The organism is Enterobacter sp. DSM 30060 (genome assembly GCF_013375955.1).
Taxonomy (GTDB): Bacteria; Pseudomonadota; Gammaproteobacteria; order Enterobacterales; family Enterobacteriaceae; genus Enterobacter; species Enterobacter intestinihominis.
Map to the genome: position 1 here is coordinate 4,700,434 of NZ_CP056118.1, position 18,692 is coordinate 4,719,125.

General features: G+C 58.6%; 14 protein-coding genes and 2 tRNA genes. 11 read left to right on the forward strand and 5 right to left on the reverse strand.

The window, feature by feature from the left end; all coding sequences use genetic code 11:
- Positions 1–16: 16 nt before the first annotated feature.
- From HWQ15_RS22440 to HWQ15_RS22450, 3 genes are all read left to right on the forward strand, one after another.
- A complete protein-coding gene (locus tag HWQ15_RS22440) occupies positions 17–1,312 on the forward strand; it encodes a serine hydrolase (RefSeq protein WP_063148548.1) in 1,296 nt (431 codons plus the stop codon).
- A gap of 260 nt (positions 1,313–1,572) precedes the next feature.
- The gene (locus HWQ15_RS22445; RefSeq protein ID WP_022648575.1) at positions 1,573–2,874 is read left to right on the forward strand and encodes an MFS transporter; all 1,302 of its coding nucleotides are present in this window, start codon (positions 1,573–1,575) and stop codon (positions 2,872–2,874) included.
- A 6-nt stretch (positions 2,875–2,880) separates the two neighbouring features.
- Positions 2,881–3,669, forward strand: a complete 789-nt coding sequence (locus HWQ15_RS22450) for a substrate-binding domain-containing protein (protein WP_063148547.1) — start codon at positions 2,881–2,883, stop codon at positions 3,667–3,669.
- Here HWQ15_RS22450 and HWQ15_RS22455 read toward each other — a convergent pair.
- The gene (locus HWQ15_RS22455; RefSeq protein ID WP_023300505.1) at positions 3,641–4,543 is read right to left on the reverse strand and encodes a LysR family transcriptional regulator; all 903 of its coding nucleotides are present in this window, start codon (positions 4,541–4,543) and stop codon (positions 3,641–3,643) included. The genes HWQ15_RS22450 and HWQ15_RS22455 overlap by 29 nt on opposite strands.
- Positions 4,544–4,809: 266 nt before the next feature.
- Between HWQ15_RS22455 and mtfA the strand changes: the two genes are divergently transcribed.
- A complete protein-coding gene (mtfA, locus tag HWQ15_RS22460; protein ID WP_022648578.1) occupies positions 4,810–5,607 on the forward strand; it encodes a DgsA anti-repressor MtfA in 798 nt (265 codons plus the stop codon).
- Here mtfA and HWQ15_RS22465 read toward each other — a convergent pair.
- Positions 5,604–6,812 carry an MFS transporter gene (locus tag HWQ15_RS22465; RefSeq protein ID WP_063148546.1) on the reverse strand — a complete coding sequence of 403 codons (1,209 nt, stop codon included), beginning with the start codon at positions 6,810–6,812 and terminating at the stop codon, positions 5,604–5,606. The two genes, mtfA and HWQ15_RS22465, sit on opposite strands and share 4 nt — an antisense overlap.
- A gap of 138 nt (positions 6,813–6,950) precedes the next feature.
- Here HWQ15_RS22465 and HWQ15_RS22470 point away from each other — a divergent pair, with 138 nt between their 5' ends.
- The 6 genes from HWQ15_RS22470 to HWQ15_RS22495 all read left to right on the forward strand — a co-directional run bounded on the left by HWQ15_RS22470 (position 6,951) and on the right by HWQ15_RS22495 (position 15,160).
- Positions 6,951–8,693, forward strand: coding sequence for an IucA/IucC family siderophore biosynthesis protein (locus HWQ15_RS22470; RefSeq protein ID WP_063148545.1), 1,743 nt, complete (start codon positions 6,951–6,953; stop codon positions 8,691–8,693).
- The gene (locus HWQ15_RS22475; protein WP_063137659.1) at positions 8,693–9,640 is read left to right on the forward strand and encodes a GNAT family N-acetyltransferase; all 948 of its coding nucleotides are present in this window, start codon (positions 8,693–8,695) and stop codon (positions 9,638–9,640) included. The genes HWQ15_RS22470 and HWQ15_RS22475 overlap by 1 nt, the downstream gene beginning before the upstream one ends.
- Positions 9,637–11,379 carry an IucA/IucC family siderophore biosynthesis protein gene (iucC, locus tag HWQ15_RS22480; RefSeq protein ID WP_063148544.1) on the forward strand — a complete coding sequence of 581 codons (1,743 nt, stop codon included), beginning with the start codon at positions 9,637–9,639 and terminating at the stop codon, positions 11,377–11,379. The genes HWQ15_RS22475 and iucC overlap by 4 nt, the downstream gene beginning before the upstream one ends.
- Positions 11,376–12,701, forward strand: a complete 1,326-nt coding sequence (locus HWQ15_RS22485; protein ID WP_023306541.1) for a lysine N(6)-hydroxylase/L-ornithine N(5)-oxygenase family protein — start codon at positions 11,376–11,378, stop codon at positions 12,699–12,701. Before iucC ends, HWQ15_RS22485 begins: the two co-directional genes overlap by 4 nt.
- Before the next feature lie 26 nt (positions 12,702–12,727).
- Entirely contained in the window at positions 12,728–14,917 is a 2,190-nt protein-coding gene (locus tag HWQ15_RS22490) for a TonB-dependent siderophore receptor (RefSeq protein ID WP_048966154.1), read from the forward strand.
- A 167-nt stretch (positions 14,918–15,084) separates the two neighbouring features.
- A tRNA-Asn gene (locus HWQ15_RS22495) sits at positions 15,085–15,160 on the forward strand.
- Between the two features lie 99 nt (positions 15,161–15,259).
- Here HWQ15_RS22495 and cbl read toward each other — a convergent pair.
- Both cbl and nac read right to left on the reverse strand, forming a co-directional pair.
- Positions 15,260–16,210, reverse strand: coding sequence for an HTH-type transcriptional regulator Cbl (cbl, locus tag HWQ15_RS22500; protein ID WP_003859532.1), 951 nt, complete (start codon positions 16,208–16,210; stop codon positions 15,260–15,262).
- 96 nt (positions 16,211–16,306) lie between these two features.
- A complete protein-coding gene (nac, locus tag HWQ15_RS22505) occupies positions 16,307–17,224 on the reverse strand; it encodes a nitrogen assimilation transcriptional regulator NAC (protein ID WP_022648585.1) in 918 nt (305 codons plus the stop codon).
- A 320-nt stretch (positions 17,225–17,544) separates the two neighbouring features.
- Here nac and HWQ15_RS22510 point away from each other — a divergent pair.
- Positions 17,545–17,620, forward strand: a tRNA-Asn gene (locus HWQ15_RS22510).
- Positions 17,621–17,703: 83 nt separating this feature from the next.
- On the opposite strand, the gene ldtA is transcribed toward HWQ15_RS22510, so the two are convergent.
- Positions 17,704–18,636 (reverse strand): L,D-transpeptidase, encoded by a 933-nt coding sequence (ldtA, locus tag HWQ15_RS22515; protein ID WP_063148540.1) that lies wholly within the window; start codon positions 18,634–18,636, stop codon positions 17,704–17,706.
- Positions 18,637–18,692: the final 56 nt, after the last annotated feature.

Genomic DNA, 18,692 nt, shown 5'->3' on the forward strand with positions numbered 1-18,692 from the left:
GCCAAACGAGATAAATATGAAAATCAAAACAAACCGCAAGCTGCTCGCGGCGCTGGTTGTCAGCAGCCTGCTCTCGCCCGCCGTCATGGCGGCCTGCAACGGTACCGACCTCACGACCTGTCCGGCGCCTTTCGATGCCAGACTCCCGGACGCACATACCATGCTCACCTGGAGCCAGGCCGATCGCGTGGTGGGCTTTCGCAATGACTACCGCAACTACGCGGGCGATGTGTTCCGCCACGGCAACGCAACGCCGCTGCTGCCCGCAGAAAAACCGCTCACCGATGCCCGCTATCAGGTGAAGGGTAAGATTTACAATCTTCAGGATTACCTGAAACGCCAGAACGTCAGCGGCATGCTGGTGCTGAAAAATGGCAAAGTGGCCTATAAATACCTGGGAGAAGGCAATACCAACTCAACGCTCTGGACGTCGCGTTCCGTGGGCAAATCGGTGGTTTCCGCGCTGGTGGGCGTTGCGATAAAAGAGGGTAAAATCCACTCACTGGACGACCTCATCACCCAGTACGAACCGGATTTAAAAGGCACCGCCTGGGAGGGCGTAACGCTGAAACAGCTCATCACCCACACCTCGGGCGTGGCGTGGAACGAAGATTACACTAACCCGCAGTCAGACTTCGCCCGGCTTACCGAATGCGAAGCGAAACCGGGCACCTACGACTGCGTGCGCACCCTGGTGAAAGGATTACACCGTGAACACCCGGCGGGTGAAAACTGGTCCTATTCCTCGGGTGGCGCCTGGCTGTTAGGCGATGTGCTTGAGCGCGCCACCGGCATGACGCTCGCGGCGTATCTGGAGAAAAGCATCTGGCAGCCGTACGGCATGGCGAGCGACGGCGTGTGGCATGCCTACAGCAAAGGCCAGCACGACGTGGGTGCGCATGGATTTAACGCCACGCTGGAAGACTGGGGGCGTTTCGGGGAGTTTATCCTGCATAACGGTACACTGCCGGACGGAAAGCAGATCCTCCCCGAGGGCTGGGTGAAGCAGTCCTCAGCCTGGACACAGGCCAAAGGATCGGTGTCCGCCGCGCATCCGAAGGGGTTGTACGGCTACCAGTGGTGGAACAACGAAGTGCCGGCCACCGCCACAAACGTGGAGCCGAAAGTCGAAAATTCGCTGAAGGATTCCCTGTGGGCGCTGGGTATTTTTGGTCAGATGATCGTGGTTAATCAGAAAGAAAAACTGGTTATCGTCCAGTGGTCCACCTGGCCGCAGGCAGAGCCGTCATTCAGCGCCCAGCCGCTGGAAGCGTCGCTGATGTTTAGCGCGATTGCCAACGCGCTGCGCTGATAATCCCAAGCCAGGCCCCGCCTGGCTTCTCACCTGCGCGGTGTCACAAAACTGATATATCAGCAACTTAGCGAAATGTGGTAAATAAAAGATCACCGAAATGTTAAGTTATTGTTGAATATGTAAATACTGGTCAACGCTTTGTCATTAATGCACCACACGCATCAGTCCATGCGCGATTTGCGCTTATCAATTTCCACTTCCTGATCCAGTTTTCAGAAACAGACGAGCATAACGTCACTATAAAACTGGAGATAATCATGGTTTCCTCAACCTCACCTGCAACGGTTCGTTCGAAAGCGGGCGCAATTTTCCGCGTCACGTCGGGCAACTTTCTTGAGCAATTCGACTTCTTTCTGTTCGGCTTTTATGCCACCTACATCGCCCACACGTTCTTCCCGGCAAGCAGTGAATTTGCGTCGCTGATGATGACCTTCGCCGTCTTTGGCGCGGGCTTTCTGATGCGTCCGATCGGGGCCATTGTGCTGGGGGCTTACATTGATAAAGTGGGCCGCCGTAAAGGGCTGATCGTCACCCTGTCGATTATGGCCGCCGGAACCTTTCTGATTGTGCTGATCCCTTCTTATCAGAGCATTGGGCTGTGGGCGCCGCTACTGGTGCTGACCGGCCGCCTGTTGCAGGGCTTTTCGGCAGGCGCCGAGCTGGGCGGGGTTTCGGTTTATCTGGCGGAGATCGCAACGCCGGGCCGCAAGGGTTTCTACACCAGCTGGCAGTCGGGTAGCCAGCAGGTCGCCATTATGATCGCGGCGGCGATGGGCTTTGCGCTGAATATGGTGCTGGAAGAGAGTGCCATTCGCGAATGGGGGTGGCGTATTCCGTTCCTGTTTGGCTGTCTGATTGTGCCGTTCATCTTTTTCCTGCGCCGCAAGCTCGAAGAGACCGAGGAATTCAGCGCCCGTCGCCACCATCTGGCGATGCGTCAGGTCTTCACAACGCTGCTCGCCAACTGGCCAGTAGTCATCGCGGGCATGCTGATGGTGGCGATGACCACCACCGCGTTTTACCTGATCACCGTTTATGCGCCGACCTTCGGTAAAAAAGTCCTGATGCTCAGCGCCTCGGACAGTCTTTTGGTCACGCTACTGGTAGCCATTTCTAACTTCATCTGGCTACCGATAGGCGGTGCGTTGTCGGACCGCTTCGGACGCAAACCGGTGCTGATCGCCATGACGCTGCTGGCGCTGGCGACCAGCTATCCGGCACTGACGATGCTGGCGGCAGCCCCGAGTTTCTCCATGATGCTGACCGTGCTGCTGTGGCTCTCTTTCCTCTACGGCCTGTATAACGGCGCGATGATCCCGGCCCTGACGGAGATCATGCCAGCAGAGGTGCGCGTGGCGGGCTTCTCGCTGGCTTATAGCCTCGCAACGGCGGTCTTTGGCGGTTTCACGCCGGTGATTTCTACCGCCTTAATTGAGTACACCGGCGATAAAGCCTCCCCGGGGTACTGGATGAGCTTTGCCGCCGTTTGCGCCCTGCTGGCAACGCTTTATCTCTATCGTCGTCGCACGTTAATTCTGCAAACCACCGTTAAGGAGTGATCCCTCATGCTTACATTCAGAACGGTGATTGCCGCCCTGACCTTCACCACCCTCAGCGCGGGCGCGCTTGCGCAGGAGGTGACGGTGATGATTTCTGGCGGCTTCAAAGCGGCGCTGGAGAAGCTGACGCCGCAGTACGAAGCGCAAAGCGGCGACAGGCTCATTGTGGTCTCCGGCCCGTCGATGGGCAAAACACCGCAGGCCATTCCGGCCCGGCTCGCCCGGGGCGAAAAAGCGGACGTGGTGATTATGGTGGGCGATGCGCTGGCGAAACTGGAACAGGATCGCAGGACGGCGGCGGGCTCCCGCGTGGAGCTGGCGGATTCGCCCGTCGGGATGGTCGTCAAAGCGGGCGCGCCGGTGCCGGATATCAGTACGGTACCCGCCCTGCGGCAAACGCTGCTGAAGGCGCATTCCATGGCTTATTCCGACAGCGCCAGCGGCCGGTATGTTGAGAGCCAGTTGTTCCGTAAGCTGGGCATCGACGGCCAGGTCCAAAATAAAGCGCACCGGGTTGAGCGCATCCCGGTGGCGTCTGAAGTGGCAAAAGGGAAATACGAACTCGGCTTTCAGCAGGTGAGCGAGCTTCTGCCGGTCCCGGGCGTGACGTTTTTGGGTAAGTTGCCTGACGACATGCAGTACATTACCCGTTTCGCCGGAGCCGTAACGCAGAAGGCCGACCATCCTGAGCAGGGAAAAGCGCTGCTGGCCTTTCTCTCCTCGCCACAGGCGGCCAGCGTCATTACGGCAACGGGCTTAACGCCCGTCAGTGCACCTCGCGATACTGCTCGGTGATCAGCGTTTCGAGTTCGGCAGCAATGTAGGACTGGATCCGCCCGCGGCGGCGAATCAACCCCACGGTTCGCCTGACCTCTGGCTCGGTTAAAGGCACCGACGTCAGCAGCGAATGCTCTGCGCGGGGCATTGACATGGCGGGAACGGCCGCAATGCCGATCCCGGCTTCAACCATCCCGAGCATAGTCGTCACGTGACGCGTTTCGCAGATGCTGGGGCGCTCAGGCCGAATATGTCCGACCCGCTGGTCGAGAAGATTGCGGTTGCCGGAGGTCTTATCCAGACCGATATAATCCTGCTGATAAAAAGCCTGCCACGTCAGGCTTTTTCTTTTTGCTAGCGGGCTGTCTCGTCGGCAGGCGGCCACGTAGACGTCCTCCACCAGCGGGACAAACTCGATGTCGGGCTGTAAACTCCGGGCAAAGCAGATACCAAAATCCGCCTGTCCGCGGGTGACGGCCTCGATAACATTTCCGGCGCTGCTGTCGATAAGTTTAATGCGCACGCGGGGGTAACGGGACTGAAAGCGGCGGATCACATCCGGCATAAAGTAACAGGCGGCAGACGGCACCGTCGCCACGGTGATTAATCCCGTGCGCTCCTCGCTGGCCTTATCGATATCCGAAAGCATGGACTCCACGTCGACAAGCAGTTGCCCGCACCGGTCGGCAAAGGTCTGTCCATACAGGGTCAGCGTGACGCGCCGGGTGGTTCTGTCGAACAGTTTTGTCCCCAGTGCCGCCTCCAGCTTTTCAATTCTGCGACTCAACGCCGACTGGGAAAGGCAAATAGATTCTGCCGCAAGACGGAAATTGCCGTATTCCAGTAAAGCGCGGAAGGCATAGAGATCGTTGAGGTCAAAATTGACGGGCATACTGACGGGATCCTTAAGCACGGTAGGGTAAGAAGAGATTTATCATAGCCGCGTACGACATACTTCACAAAATGAAGGGGATACCCCTAAAGCGCTATCAACCTTACGGCACATAGTGATAGTTTATGCGGGCTGGATTCCTCTTAAACAGACTGCCAGTCTGCATGCCGCCGAAGAGGAGTGTCATACTGCTTAACAGAGTATGTTGGCATGCTTACAGCCCCTGACCTTTCCATTTTGTTCACGTGCGAGTAACGAGCAAAGCGATGATTAAGTGGCCCTGGAAAACGAACGAAGCTGGTCGAAATATGGCGCTGCCCTGGGATGAGGCTCTGGCGATCCCCGTGCTGGCGAATCTCTTGCCTGAAGAGCAATCAAAGCTGATTCAGCTGGCCGAGCGTTTTTTACAGCAAAAACGGCTGGTGCCGCTACAGGGCTTCGAACTGGATCCGCTTAAAAATTCGCGCATCGCCCTGCTCTTCTGCTTGCCGGTACTGGAGCTGGGTATCGAATGGCTGGATGGCTTCCACGAAGTGCTGATCTACCCGGCGCCGTTTATCGTCGATGATGAGTGGGAGGATGACATCGGGCTGGTGCACAACCAGCGTATGGTGCAGTCCGGGCAGAGCTGGCAGCAAGGGCCGATCATCCTCAACTGGCTGGATATTCAGGACTCGTTCGATGCCTCGGGCTTCAACCTGATCATTCACGAAGTAGCGCATAAGCTGGATACCCGCAACGGCGATCGCGCCAGCGGCGTGCCGCTGATCCCGCTGCGTGAAGTCGCGGGATGGGAGCACGACCTGCACGCGGCGATGGAAAACATTCAGGATGAGATAGACCTGGTGGGTGAAAGCGCGGCCAGCATTGATGCCTATGCCGCGACCGATCCCGCCGAGTGCTTTGCGGTGCTGTCCGAGTATTTCTTTAGCGCACCTGAGCTTTTTGCCCCACGCTTCCCGGCGCTGTGGCAGCGTTTCTGCCAGTTTTACCAGCAGGATCCGCTCCAGCGTCTGCGGCAAAGTGAGGACGCAGCCAGCACCTCCTCTCATCCGTTCCACTAATGTTCAGCAGGGGTACGATCGGTCGATCGTACCCATACGCTCACCGCAAGAAACAGCAGCGCCATTCCCCATGCGGCAGTAATCAAAAACTGCTCACCGTAAAAGAGCGTCACCACGGGTACCAGCAGCGCACTGGCCCCGTACCCCAGCGTATGGCTGGTGGCGATCACCCCTGCCCCTTTGCCCGTCGTCAGCCGATCGTTGAGCAAAAGCTGGTATCCCGGCGTGGCCATGGCGGCACCCAGCGAGGTGATGACAATGCCCACGTAGAACAGGGCTAAACTGGCGAGACACATCAGCCCAAGCCCCGCCACCATCAAGACCGCGGCAATCAAGAGTAAAACCCTCGGGCTAAAATGCTGCGGGCGGACCACCAGAAACTGCGCCGCCAGGGTCGCCAGCGCGGCCAGGCTCAGCAGCAGGGCGACATGATGGCTGATTTGCACGGCATCGCCATTAAATAACGGATGAAGATGCGGCGATAAACCAAGCTGCATCAGGCTGACCAGCGCCGCCAGCAGCAGCGCCAGCAGCAGGAAAGGCATCATAGAGGCCTGTAACCGCGTCGTCTGGTGCGCCACCGGCGGCAGCGGGGGATCGGCGGCTTCGCGCAGCACCAGAAGCAGCGCGATAAACGGCGCCAGCGCCATCAGCCAGAGCGGTGCGACCGGGCTGACGCTGAGCATCAGCGCGGCCAGAGGCGGTCCCAGCAGACGCCCGCAGCTAAGGCCAGAGCTTATCGTTGCCAGCGCCGCCATTCTTTTATCCAGCCCCGCGCGTTGAATGGCCCACGTCTGGGCCGCAGGCACCAGCCCCGATACCGTCAGGCCGTACAGCATGCGCGACAGAACCAGGCCCGCCATTCCCCAGAGGGCATTCAGCGCGCCGTTGGCCATCGCCCAGACCACCAGCGCCATCACGACGAAGCTCGCCAGATAGCCGCCTAACGAGGCCAGCATCACGACCTTACAGCCGTGCCGCTCGCTCTGGCGTCCCCACCAGGGCGATGCGGGTAAAAAGAGCATCGAGCCGAACATCAGCAGCCCGGCCCAGACGGAGAGCGACAGTCCGGTCAGGGAGACCAGCTGCGGCAGCATGACCAGCAAACCGTTTTGTCCGATACCCAATAAACCGGCGCCCAGTGCAAGGGGCCAGTTTGCCTTCGGGGCCATATTGTCAGTGATGTTCTCAGTACGGGTGCGCATAGAATTGTGAAGATAATGTCAATAAATGTGTGGAAATTATGAAGTTTATGAAAACAAATATTGCAAAAATAGTTGCGACTGTAAACAGAATGAATATCATAACGAGAATTATTATCAGTCATGGAATGAGGTACATCTATGCGTGCTCTGCCCCGCTCCGCCGGTACAGATGTTGCGGCCCAGTGTTTTTTGAACGCGCTGCTGCGCGAAACGAAGGACTGGCACTATCTTCCCGCAACCCGTGCGGATGAGTTATCGCAGATACATATCCCGCTCTCACCAACCCAGGCCATCCGGGTTCCGGTACGCTATTTCTCCCCCACGCAGCATCACCAGTATTGTTTCCCGGCCACGCTGATTCAGGCCGACAGCGACGGCGGTGACACGGTCACATTCCATCAACTGATTGATTTCATACTTGAAAAAGAGACAGTAAAAGGCGCTCTGGACGCCGATACGCTGGCGCGCTTTAAGCAGCGCGTCCTGGAGAGCCATACGCACACCTGGCAGGCCATTGATTTACGCAACAACTGGGCAAACCTGCGCGATAAGCCGCTGACCTTTGCCGAAGCGGAACAGGCGCTGCTGGTCGGCCATGCTTTTCATCCTGCCCCAAAGTCGCACGAGCCGTTTAACGAGGCCGAGGCGCGCCGCTATCTGCCGGATTTCGCCTCGCGCTTCCCGCTGCGCTGGTTTGCGGTTGAGCATGAACTGATAGCCGGGGACAGCCTGAACGTCTCCCTGCGTGAACGTCTGCTGCGCTTCGCGGCCCAGAGTGCGCCGGATCTTCTCGGCCACTTCACCGACACCCGCTGGCTGCTGCCGATGCATCCGTGGCAGGCTGCCTATTTGCTGGAGCAGCCGTGGTGCCAGCGTCTGGTTGAAAAAGGCGCCCTGCGGGATCTTGGCGAGGCGGGCGCACAGTGGCTGCCTACCAGCTCTTCCCGCTCGCTGTACAGCGAAACCAATAGCGACATGATTAAGTTTTCCCTCAGCGTGCGGCTGACCAACTCCGTGCGCACGCTGTCGGTCAAAGAAGTTAAGCGCGGCATGCGCCTGGCGCGGCTGGCGAAAACGGCACGCTGGCAGGAACTCCAGGCGCGCTACCCGACCATGCGCGTGATGCAGGAAGACGGCTGGGCCGGGCTGCGCGATGAAAGCGGCGTCATTCAGGAAGAGAGCCTGATGGCCCTGCGCGTCAACCTGCTGTTTGATACGCCAGATACCCAAACCAACGTGCTGGTGAGCCTGACCCAGGCGGCACCGGACGGCGGCGACAGCCTGCTGGCGGCGGCGGTGCGCCGTCTGAGCCAGCGTCTGGATCTCCCGCTCGCCCAGGCCGCACGCTGCTGGCTGGACGCCTACTGCGACCGCGTATTGCTTCCGCTGTTCAGCGCCGAGGCGGACTACGGTCTGGTCCTGCTGGCGCACCAGCAAAATATCCTCGTTGAGATGCAGCAGGATTTCCCCGTTGGGCTGATCTACCGCGATTGTCAGGGCAGCGCCTGGACCGAAGGGGCCGACGCGTGGCTGAAAGAGGCAGGCGAAACCGAGGTGGAAAACCGCTTCGGTGAGAGCCAGCTGCTGCGCTACTTCCCTTATTACCTGCTGCTGAACTCTACCCTTGCCGTCACCGCCGCGCTCGCCGCTGCCGGCTTCGACAGCGAAGAGAACCTGATGCCCCGCGTGCGTGACGCGCTGGCCAAACTGCGCATGACGGCGAAGCAGACCCGCTGCCTTGATTATGTGCTCGACAGCCCGACCTGGAACTGCAAAGGCAACTTCTTCTGCTACCTGCACGATCGCAACGAAAACACCATCGTCGATCCGACGGTGATCTATTTCGACTTTAGCAACCCGTTTTATAAGGAGAAGGCGTGATGGCAAACGCGAATATCGTCCATTCCGGCTACGGCTTTCGCTGTACGGCCACGGAACAAAACCTGCCGCTGACGCTGGGTCTTGACGGCAGCGCGGTCCTTGCGCGTCTGGCCGGGCTCCCGGACGGCTGGCTGGTGGACGCCCTCGACCAGCTGTTTGTTGCCGCCCCCGCCCTGACCGGCATTACCCTGCCGTGGGCCGCCTGGCAGGATGAACCTCAGGCGCAGGCGCTGTTTAGCCTCGCAAACGGGGATTATCTGGCGCGCGAAATATTCTGGCAGCTGCCGCTGTGGCTGAAAGGCGAACGTCCGCAGGCGAGCGGCGGAATGCAGTTTGATGAAAGCCGTCAGCTGTACTTCCCGCTGCGCCCTCATCGTCCGCAGGGCGAAGTGTATCGCCGTTACGATCCGCAGATTAAGCGCACCCTGAGCTTCCGCGTAGCGGACGTGGCGCTGGACGGCGAGCGTTTTACCCGCTGGATGAACACCCCACGCGTGAACGCCTTCTGGGAGATGGCGGGCCCGCAGGCCGAGCAGGAAAACTACCTGCGCCGTCAGCTCGACTCGACCTATTGTTACCCGGTGATCGGCTGTTTTGACGACCAGCCGTTCGGCTATTTTGAACTCTACTGGGCGGCGGAAGACCGCATTGGCCGCCACTACCGCTGGCAGCCGTTTGACCGCGGGCTACATATGCTGGTGGGCGAAGAGAACTGGCGCGGGGCGCAGTATATCCGCAGCTGGCTGCGTGGCCTCAGCCACTATCTGTATCTCGATGAACCGCGTACGGCGCGCATTGTGGCGGAACCGCGCTTCGACAACCAGCGTCTGTTCCGCCATCTGGCGCCCGCCGGTTTTGACACCGTGAAAGAGTTCGACTTCCCGCACAAACGCTCCCGTCTCATCATGAGCGAGCGGCACCGCTTCTTCCATGAGGTGGAACTGTGAACGCGCTCTGGCAGAAAGTGAACCGCGAGATGGTGGCGAAGATCCTCGCTGAACTGGAATATGAACGCACCCTGCGCGCCGAGCCGGTTTCGGCGGACTACTGGCGCATCAGTATGGGCAACGCGACCTGGCAGTTTAGCGCCACGCGTGGGATCTGGGGCTGGCTGCATATTGACCCTGATACCCTGACCACCGCCAGTGGCGCGGCGGTCGAAGCGGAAAACGCGCTGCTGCAACTGGCCACCGTGCTGGAGATGAGCGACGCGCAAACGGCGGAGCACATGGAAGATCTCTACGCCACGCTGCGGGGCGACATGCAGCTGTTGCAGGCGCGCGAAACGCTGGATGCCGATGCGCTGATCCACCTTGACCCGGACGAGCTACAGTGCCTGATGCGCGGTCACCCGAAGTTTATTTTCAATAAAGGACGCCGCGGCTGGGGGCTGGATGCCCTGCGCCTGTACGCGCCGGAATATCGCGGGCGTTTTCGCCTGCACTGGGTCGCCGTGCAGCGCGATCGTCTGGTCTGGAGCAGCGACGCCGATTGCGATATTAACGCCCTGCTCTCCAGCGCCATGGACGATGCCGAGCGCGAGCGGTTCGACGCCCGCTGGCAGGAACTGGATCTGGATGATAGCTGGCTGCCGGTGCCGCTGCACCCGTGGCAGTGGCAGCAAAAAATTGCCATTCATTTCCTGGCACAGCTCGCGCGCGGTGAGATGGTGGAGCTGGGAGAGTTCGGCGATGAGTATCTGGCGCAGCAGTCCCTGCGCACGCTGACCAACGCCAGCCGTCGCGCGCCGTATGACATCAAGCTGCCGCTGACCATCTACAACACTTCCTGCTACCGCGGTATTCCGGGCAAGTATATTGCCGCCGGTCCGCTGGCCTCGCGCTGGCTACAGCAGCAGTTCGCCAGCGATGCCACGCTGATTCACTCCGGGGCGCAGGTGCTTGGCGAACCCGCAGCCGGATATCTGTCGCATCCGGGTTATGCCGCATTGCCTGAGGCGCCGTACCGCTATCAGGAGATGCTGGGGGTGATCTGGCGCGAGAACCCATCCTGCTATTTACAGGATGGCGAACAGGCGGTGCTGATGGCCGCGCTGATGGAAACCGATAACGACGGGCGCCCGCTGATTGACGCATGGATCAAACGCTCGGGGTTAACCGCAGACGCATGGCTGGAAAAGCTGTTTGAGGCGACGGTGATCCCCTTCTATCACCTGCTCTGCCGCTACGGGGTGGCGCTCATCGCCCACGGCCAGAACGTCACGCTGGTGATGAAAGATTACGTCCCACAGCGCATTCTGCTGAAGGATTTCCAGGGCGACATGCGCCTGGTGGACGAGGATTTCCCGCAGGCGCAGAGCCTGCCGGAGCAGGTAAAAGCCGTCACCGCACGCCTCAGTGCGGATTACATCATCCACGACCTGCAAACCGGCAACTTTGTCACGGTGCTGCGCTTTATTTCCCGTCTCACCCTGCAATGCGGCGTGAGCGAAACCCGCTTCTATCAGATCCTGGCGCAGGTGTTACGTCGCTATATGGCCGCCCATCCGGATCTTGCGGCGCGCTTCGCGAAGTTCGACCTGTTTAAGCCGCAGATTATTCGCGTGATCCTCAACCCGGTCAAACTGACCTTCTCTGAACACGATGGCGGCAACCGCATGCTGCCGAACTACGTCTGCGATCTTGATAACCCTCTTTTTCTGGTCTCCCAGGAGTCAGCGCAATGAAAACCTATGATTTCATCGGCATTGGTATCGGTCCGTTCAACCTCAGTATTGCCGCGCTGGCAGAGGGGCTGGACGGTTTTAGCTCGCTGTTTCTTGAACGCAAGCCGCACTTCTCCTGGCACCCGGGAATGATGGTACCGGACTGCCACATGCAGACCAGCTTCCTGAAGGATCTGGTCAGCGCCGTGGAGCCAACCAACCGCCACAGCTTCCTGAACTACCTGGTACAGCGCAAAAAGTTCTACCGTTTCCTCACTACCGAGCAGCGCACCGTCTCGCGCGAGGAGTTTGCCGACTACCTGTGCTGGGCGGCGGATAACCTGACTAATCTGGCCTTCAGCCAGCAGGTGCAGCAGGTCAGCTTTGATGAGCAAAACGGTCTGTTTGAGGTCGTGACCCAGCGGGATCGCTTCCTGGCGCGCCACGTCTGCGTGGGGATTGGGAAGCAGATCAATCTGCCAGACTGCGTCACCGCGCAGGACGACACCTGCTTCCATGCCAGCGAAATGATGCTGCGCACGCCGGATTTAGCGGGCAAGCGCGTCACCGTCGTCGGCGGCGGCCAGAGCGGTGCGGATCTGTTTTTGAATATCTTCCGTGGGGAATGGGGCCAGCCGCTGAGCCTCAACTGGATCTCGCGTCGCAACAACTACAACGCGCTGGATGAAGCCGCGTTTGCTAACGAATATTTCACGCCGGAGTATGTGGACAGCTTCTCCACCCTCGGTGACGACGCCCGTCGCCAGATGTTGCAGGAGCAGAAGATGACCTCCGACGGGATCACCACGGAGTCGCTGCTGGCCATCTATCGTGCCATGTATCACCGCTTCGAAGTGCTGCGGGAAAAACCCTGGGCGCACCTGATGCCGTCCCGCTCGGTGACGGCGCTGACGCGCCAGGAGAACGGGCAGCGCCTCAGCATCCAGCATCACCTGGACGGCGGGCGCGAACAGCTTGAAAGCGATGTGGTGATTTTCGCCACCGGCTACCGCGCCGTGCAGCCCGCGTTTCTCGCCCCGCTCTCTTCCCGACTGCGTCTGGATGAGGATGAAGCCTTCTGCATCAACAACGATTTTACCCTTGAATGGGACGGCCCGCAGAGCAACCGCCTGTTTGCCGTCAATGCCGGGATGCACCGTCTCGGTATTGCCGAACCCCAGCTCAGCCTGATGGCCTGGCGCGCGGCGCGAATTCTGAATCGCGCTCACGATGACGAGCCGTTTGAACTGGCAACCACCCCCGGCGTTATCCACTGGCGGAGCACCACCAGCCCGGAGAGCAGCCAGGTTTTTAAATCATTAATGAAGACCACCGAGTACTGACACACACATTCAGGATCAACATAACAATGAAACGTTCTCATCTTTGGGTTTTAAATCCATGCTTGCTTGCCATGCTTTCTACCTCTGCGTGGGCGGAAGAACAAAAGGAAGAAGATATTGTGGTTTCTGCCAGCCGGGCACATCGCAGCGTGGCAGAGATGGCGCAAACCACCTGGGTTATAGAGCGGGCGGAAATTGAGCAGCAGGTTCAGGGCGGGAAAGAGATTAAAGAGGTGCTGGCCCAGCTGATCCCCGGCATGGACGTCAGCAGCCAGGGACGTACCAACTACGGCATGAACCTGCGCGGTCGCTCCATGATGGTGATGGTGGACGGCGTGCGCCTGAACTCGTCCCGCAGCGACAGCCGCCAGCTCGACTCTATCGATCCGTTCAACATTGACCGTATCGAAGTCATTTCCGGCGCCACCTCGCTGTACGGCGGCGGCAGTACCGGCGGTCTGGTGAACATCGTCACCAAAAAAGGCCAGCCGGAGACCGAAGTGGAGTTCCAGACCGGGGCAAAAAGCGGGTTTAACAGCCATAACGACCATGATGAGAACGTCTCAGCAGCCGTGAGCGGCGGCAACGACAACGCCTCTGGACGTCTGTCGGTCTCCTATCAGCGCTACGGCGGCTGGTATGACGGCAACGGCGACGAGGTGATTATCGATAACACCCAGACCGGCTTGCAGTATTCCGACCGTATCGACGTGATGGGAACGGGCACCATCAACATCGACGATCATCAGCAGCTCCAGTTAACCACCCAGTACTACAAGAGCGAATCCGACGGCAAACACGGGCTGTTCCTCGGAGAGAATTTCGCTGCGGTCACGGGCGATGCCAAAGCCTATAACAAAGACAACCTGGACTCTGACCGTATCCCGGGCACAGAGCGTCACCTGATCAACCTGCAGTACTCGAACACCGACTTCTGGGGGCAGGATCTGGTTGCGCAGATTTACTACCGTGATGAGAGCCTTACCTACTACCCGTTCCCGACGCTGAGCAAAGGCGCGGTGACCAGCATTGGCGCGTCCCAGCAGAAAACCGATTTTTACGGCGGCAAGCTGACGCTGAACAGCAAGCCGATGGATGACCTGACCCTCACCTGGGGTGTGGATGCCGATCACGAAACGTTCGACGCCAACCAGCAGTTCTTCGACTTAAGCAAAGCGGCGGCGAGCGGCGGCATGGAGCTGGACAACGCCTACAACGTGGGCCGTTACCCGGGATACAGCATTACCAACCTCGCGCCGTTCCTGCAAGCCAGCTATGACATTGACGCTATCACCCTGAGCGGCGGCGTGCGCTACCAGTACACCGAAAACAAGGTGGACGATTTTGTCGGTTACGCCCAGCAGCAGGCAATCGCCACGGGCAAAGCCACCTCCGCTGACGCGGTGCCGGGCGGGAAAACCGACTACAACAACTTCCTGTTTAACGCCGGGATCCTTGGACGTCTGACCGAACAGCAACAGCTGTGGTTTAACTTCTCCCAGGGCTTCGAAATTCCGGACCTGGCGAAGTACTACGGCTCCGGCACCTATCAGCTGGTCGATGGTCACTATCGCCTGCAAAACAGCGTGAACGTGAACGACTCAACGCTGGACGGTATTAAGGTCAATGCTTACGAGCTGGGCTGGCGCTTCACCGGCGATAACCTGCGTACCCAGGTGGCGGCCTACTACTCGCTCTCGGATAAAACCATCACCATCAACAAGAGCGACATGACCATCAACCTGGAAGACGACAAACGTCGTATCTACGGGATTGAAGGCCAGGTGGATTATTTCTTCACCGACAGCGACTGGAGCACCGGGGCGAACTTTAACGCCATCAAGTCCGAAACGCGTGAAAACGGGAAATGGGAGAAGCTGACGGTCGACAGCGCCAGCCCGTCGAAAGCCAGCGCATGGGTGAACTGGGCGCCGGGCGACTGGGCCCTGCGCGTGCAGAGCACACAAACCTTCGACGTGTCTGACGCCGACGGTAAGAAGATCGATGGCTATAACACCGTTGATTTCCTGGGCAGCTACGCCCTGCCGGTGGGCAAAGTCAGCTTCAGCGTGGAGAACCTGCTGGACAAAGACTACACCACCGCCTGGGGCCAGCGCGCACCGGGGCTGTATAGTCCAACCTACGGTGCACCGGGTCTTTATACTTATAAAGGCCGTGGCCGTACGTTTGGTCTGAACTACTCCGTTCTGTTCTGATCCTGCGCGCCGCCTGTCTGCGGGCGGCGCGATTTGCTGTGCAATTTGAAAGCAAATTTGCTATTAAATCATCGGTTTGCTGAAATTGTCGGCAAACGAACAAAAACGGTGTTTTCCCCTTTGACAAGGCGCACTGAGGTCGATAATATGCGCCTCGTTCACACGATTCCTCTGTAGTTCAGTCGGTAGAACGGCGGACTGTTAATCCGTATGTCACTGGTTCGAGTCCAGTCAGAGGAGCCAAATTTGAAAAGCCTGCTTTTAAAGCAGGCTTTTTGCTTTTGTGGGTTCGGTAAATTTGCCGGGTGGCGGCTGCGCCTTACCCGACCTACTGATTAGCGACTAAATCTGATAATCAATCGCCACCTCTTCCGGCTCCATCACCTGGCGTTTGATCTCATCCACGGACAGCCCTGCATTGCACAACTCGATAAATCGCCACACGTAGTTGCGCTGAAGCTGCCCGCGCTTTAGCCCCAGCCAGACGGTATTCGCGTCGAAAAGATGACGCGTATCCAGGCGCACCAGATTTCCGGCTTCATATTCTCCGCCAGACTGCTCGGCCACCAGGCCAATCCCCAGCCCTAACTCGACGTAGGTTTTGATCACGTCGGAATCCTGCGCGCTCAGCACCACGTCCGGTGTGAGCCCTTTACGCTTGAACGCTTCATCAATGCGCGAGCGTCCGGTAATGCCCTGCCGGTAGGTAATCAGCGGCCATTTGACGATCTCTTCCAGCGTCAACGGCGAAACCTGATTCAGGGGGTGATCGGCGGGTAACAGCAGGCTGTGATGCCAGCGGAACCACGGGAACGCCACCAGCAGCGGGTCGTTGCTCAGCCGTTCACTGGCGATACCAATATCTGCCCCACCGTTATGCAGCAGCACTTCGATTTCCTGCGGCGTGCCCTGGATCAGTTCCAGACGTACGTCCGGGAAGATCTCACGAAATGCTTTGATAACGGTCGGAAGACTGTAGCGCGCCTGCGTATGGGTGGTGGCGATTGTCAGCACACCTGACGCGTCGTTGGTAAAGAGATCTGCCAGCCGACGAACGTTGCTGGCCTCATTGAGAATGCGCTCAGCGATGGTCAGCAATGCCTTGCCTGGCTCCGTCATGCCCAGCAGGCGCTTGCCGCGACGGATAAAAATCTCAATGCCTAACTCCTCCTCAAGCTCGCGGATATGTCGGCTGACACCCGACTGGGAGGTGTAAAGCATGTTAGCGACCTCGGTCAGGTTGTAATCCCGCCTGGCCGCCTCACGAATAATTTTAAGTTGCTGGAAATTCACGATTCACTCCGGCGCATCTGACATAAGGCTATTGTTAGAGTCAGCCGGGCTGGAGAACAAATAATAAAAACCAGCATCTTATGCTTATTTGGAATATCAGCTGACCAGTTGCAGCTCGCGATTTTCCAGCGACGGCTTACTGACCAGAGACATCAGGATCTCTTTCACCGCCTGCGCCTGCGGTGACAGGGAGCCGCGCGCGGACATATTCAACGACAGCGGTAAGCTCATGGATGGCGTGGTGATGCGGGCCATCCAGCCATTCGCCGCGCTGCACAGTGAACGTGCGGCAGACTCGGGCAGTACCGTTACCCCCATGCCGCTGGCAATGGCGGCAGTCAGCGTGGAGATGGAATCAATCTCCCCGATAATCTTCGCCGTCAGACGGCGCAGCGAGAACGCTTCGTCAACGCGAACGCGCACGGCGCTGTAGTCGCGCGGCAGGAACAGGTTCATCTCTGCCACGGCGGTTAAATCAATGCTCTGGCCGGGGCAATCACGGGTCCCGACCAGATAAAGATCTTCCTTCAGCAGCGGCTGGCTGGTGATCCCGGCAACCGGTGAGCGATCGTACAGCACCGCCATATCCAGCTGACCGTTGAGCAGTTTGTCATTGAGCACGGAACCACTGTTCTCATGCAGATAAACCAGCACTTCCGGTAGCTCCGCGCGCACCGCCTGAAGCAGCGGCATGGTTACCGACGATGCGGCCGTTCCCGGCGCCAGGCCGATGGAGACATTCCCGCTGAGGGTCTGACCCACGTTGTGCACGGCCAGCTGCGCCTGTTCGCACTGACGCAGGATCGTACGGGCATGGGTATATAAAATTTTTCCCGCTTCGGTAGGCGTTACGCCGCGCTTGGTGCGGATCAACAGTTGCTGGTCCATTTCGCCTTCCAGAGTCGCGACCTGCTGGCTCAGCGCAGGCTGCGCGATATGCAGCACTTCAGCCGCCTGGGTCAGGCTGCCGATATCGACGATTTTTACGAAGTATTTCAGTCGTCTTAAGTTCATGTTGCCCCCTGTTCGAAAATAGCGTGCCGGTAACGGCTGTGTTGTTAAACAGGTTTTGCAATATGGATGCCAGATTTTGGCAGCGAATCAATATCTTTGCTAAGCGGCTGAAAATAAGGAAAGCCAATCGCTGGTGCCTGTTTTCAGACAGTGACAACGGATTCCGATCTGCCCCATTCGGGGTATATCTGCACAATAATGGTGCATTCCGTTGGCAAAAACGTCAGTTTGCTGATTTTGTCAGCAAACAGTCTAAAGTCGGCGATCCATCCTTTGACAAGGCGTACGTAGGTCGATAATATGCGCCCCGTTCACACGATTCCTCTGTAGTTCAGTCGGTAGAACGGCGGACTGTTAATCCGTATGTCACTGGTTCGAGTCCAGTCAGAGGAGCCAAATTTGAAAAGCCTGCTTTTAAAGCAGGCTTTTTGCTTTTCTGCGTTTGGTAAGTTTGTCGGGTGGCGCTCTGCTTACCCGACCTACGGTCCTGTAGGCCCGGTAAGCGCAACGCCACCGGGCATTGCAAGCCTCACCGGCATCCCCGACCGCCGTTCCAGCTCAGCGCCCGCCCCTTCACTTATCAGCTGCGTCCTTTGCGCGGCCGAAATGGGCAGCGGCACTTTTCGGGTTGATTCAAATTCCGCGCGATTGCGTGAAAGCGGCTCGTGAACCTCTACCCAGCGGCTACCATCCGGCTCGGTGGTCACTTTTACGGGCTGATCGATAAGCTGTACCCGCGTCCCCACCGAAACGTTATCGAACAGGTATTTGATATCGTTATTACGCAGGCGAATGCAGCCCTGGCTGACGCGCAGGCCAATGCCGAAATTTGAGTTGGTACCGTGGATCGCGTACAGCCTGCCGATATAAAGGGCGTACAGCCCCATTGGGTTATCCGGCCCGGCGGGAACGAACGCGGGCAACGTTTTCCCCTCTTTCGCGTAAGTGCGTCGCGTGTTTGGCGTGGGTGACCAGGTTGGGCCTTCCTGCTTGCGTTCAACGGCGGTTACCCAGTTACGCGGCGTTTCGCGCCCGGCCTGACCGATGCCAATAGGCAGCACCTCAACCGTGTTGCTGCCGGGTGGATAATAGTAAAGACGCATTTCCGCGACGTTCACCACAATCCCTTCACGCACCGTTGGCGGCAGAATAAGCTGCTGCGGCACCACCAGCGCTGTACCGGCACGTGGTAAAAACGGATCTACCCCCGGGTTAGCTTCCAGCATATTGCTTAACCCTTGCCCGTGCTGCGCTGCAAACGCTTCGAGCGGCAGGGTATTGCCTTCAGGTACGGTGACAGTTATCGGCGCTCCCACCAGGCGGCTCCCCTCGGGTGGGAGTGGGTAGGTTACAGCAGATGCAGCGGGAACCAGTATACAAAGCGTAAAAACGAACGCGGCAAATCGAATCATAGTGTTCTGTACTCGGTCAAAGAGAAAGCCTGCCGGTGGGCAGGCTTAGCCTACTC

What these genes read in the sequence shown, in the direction of transcription:
- HWQ15_RS22440 (WP_063148548.1), top strand. Translation starts at nt 17, where the DNA reads ATGAAAATCAAAACAAACCGCAAGCTGCTCGCGGCGCTGGTTGTCAGC.
- HWQ15_RS22490 (WP_048966154.1), top strand. Translation starts at nt 12,728, where the DNA reads ATGAAACGTTCTCATCTTTGGGTTTTAAATCCATGCTTGCTTGCCATG.
- HWQ15_RS22450 (WP_063148547.1), top strand. Translation starts at nt 2,881, where the DNA reads ATGCTTACATTCAGAACGGTGATTGCCGCCCTGACCTTCACCACCCTC.
- ldtA (WP_063148540.1), bottom strand. Translation starts at nt 18,636, where the DNA reads ATGATTCGATTTGCCGCGTTCGTTTTTACGCTTTGTATACTGGTTCCC.
- HWQ15_RS22485 (WP_023306541.1), top strand. Translation starts at nt 11,376, where the DNA reads ATGAAAACCTATGATTTCATCGGCATTGGTATCGGTCCGTTCAACCTC.
- HWQ15_RS22465 (WP_063148546.1), bottom strand. Translation starts at nt 6,812, where the DNA reads ATGCGCACCCGTACTGAGAACATCACTGACAATATGGCCCCGAAGGCA.
- nac (WP_022648585.1), bottom strand. Translation starts at nt 17,224, where the DNA reads ATGAACTTAAGACGACTGAAATACTTCGTAAAAATCGTCGATATCGGC.
- HWQ15_RS22445 (WP_022648575.1), top strand. Translation starts at nt 1,573, where the DNA reads ATGGTTTCCTCAACCTCACCTGCAACGGTTCGTTCGAAAGCGGGCGCA.
- mtfA (WP_022648578.1), top strand. Translation starts at nt 4,810, where the DNA reads ATGATTAAGTGGCCCTGGAAAACGAACGAAGCTGGTCGAAATATGGCG.
- HWQ15_RS22455 (WP_023300505.1), bottom strand. Translation starts at nt 4,543, where the DNA reads ATGCCCGTCAATTTTGACCTCAACGATCTCTATGCCTTCCGCGCTTTA.
- HWQ15_RS22475 (WP_063137659.1), top strand. Translation starts at nt 8,693, where the DNA reads ATGGCAAACGCGAATATCGTCCATTCCGGCTACGGCTTTCGCTGTACG.
- HWQ15_RS22470 (WP_063148545.1), top strand. Translation starts at nt 6,951, where the DNA reads ATGCGTGCTCTGCCCCGCTCCGCCGGTACAGATGTTGCGGCCCAGTGT.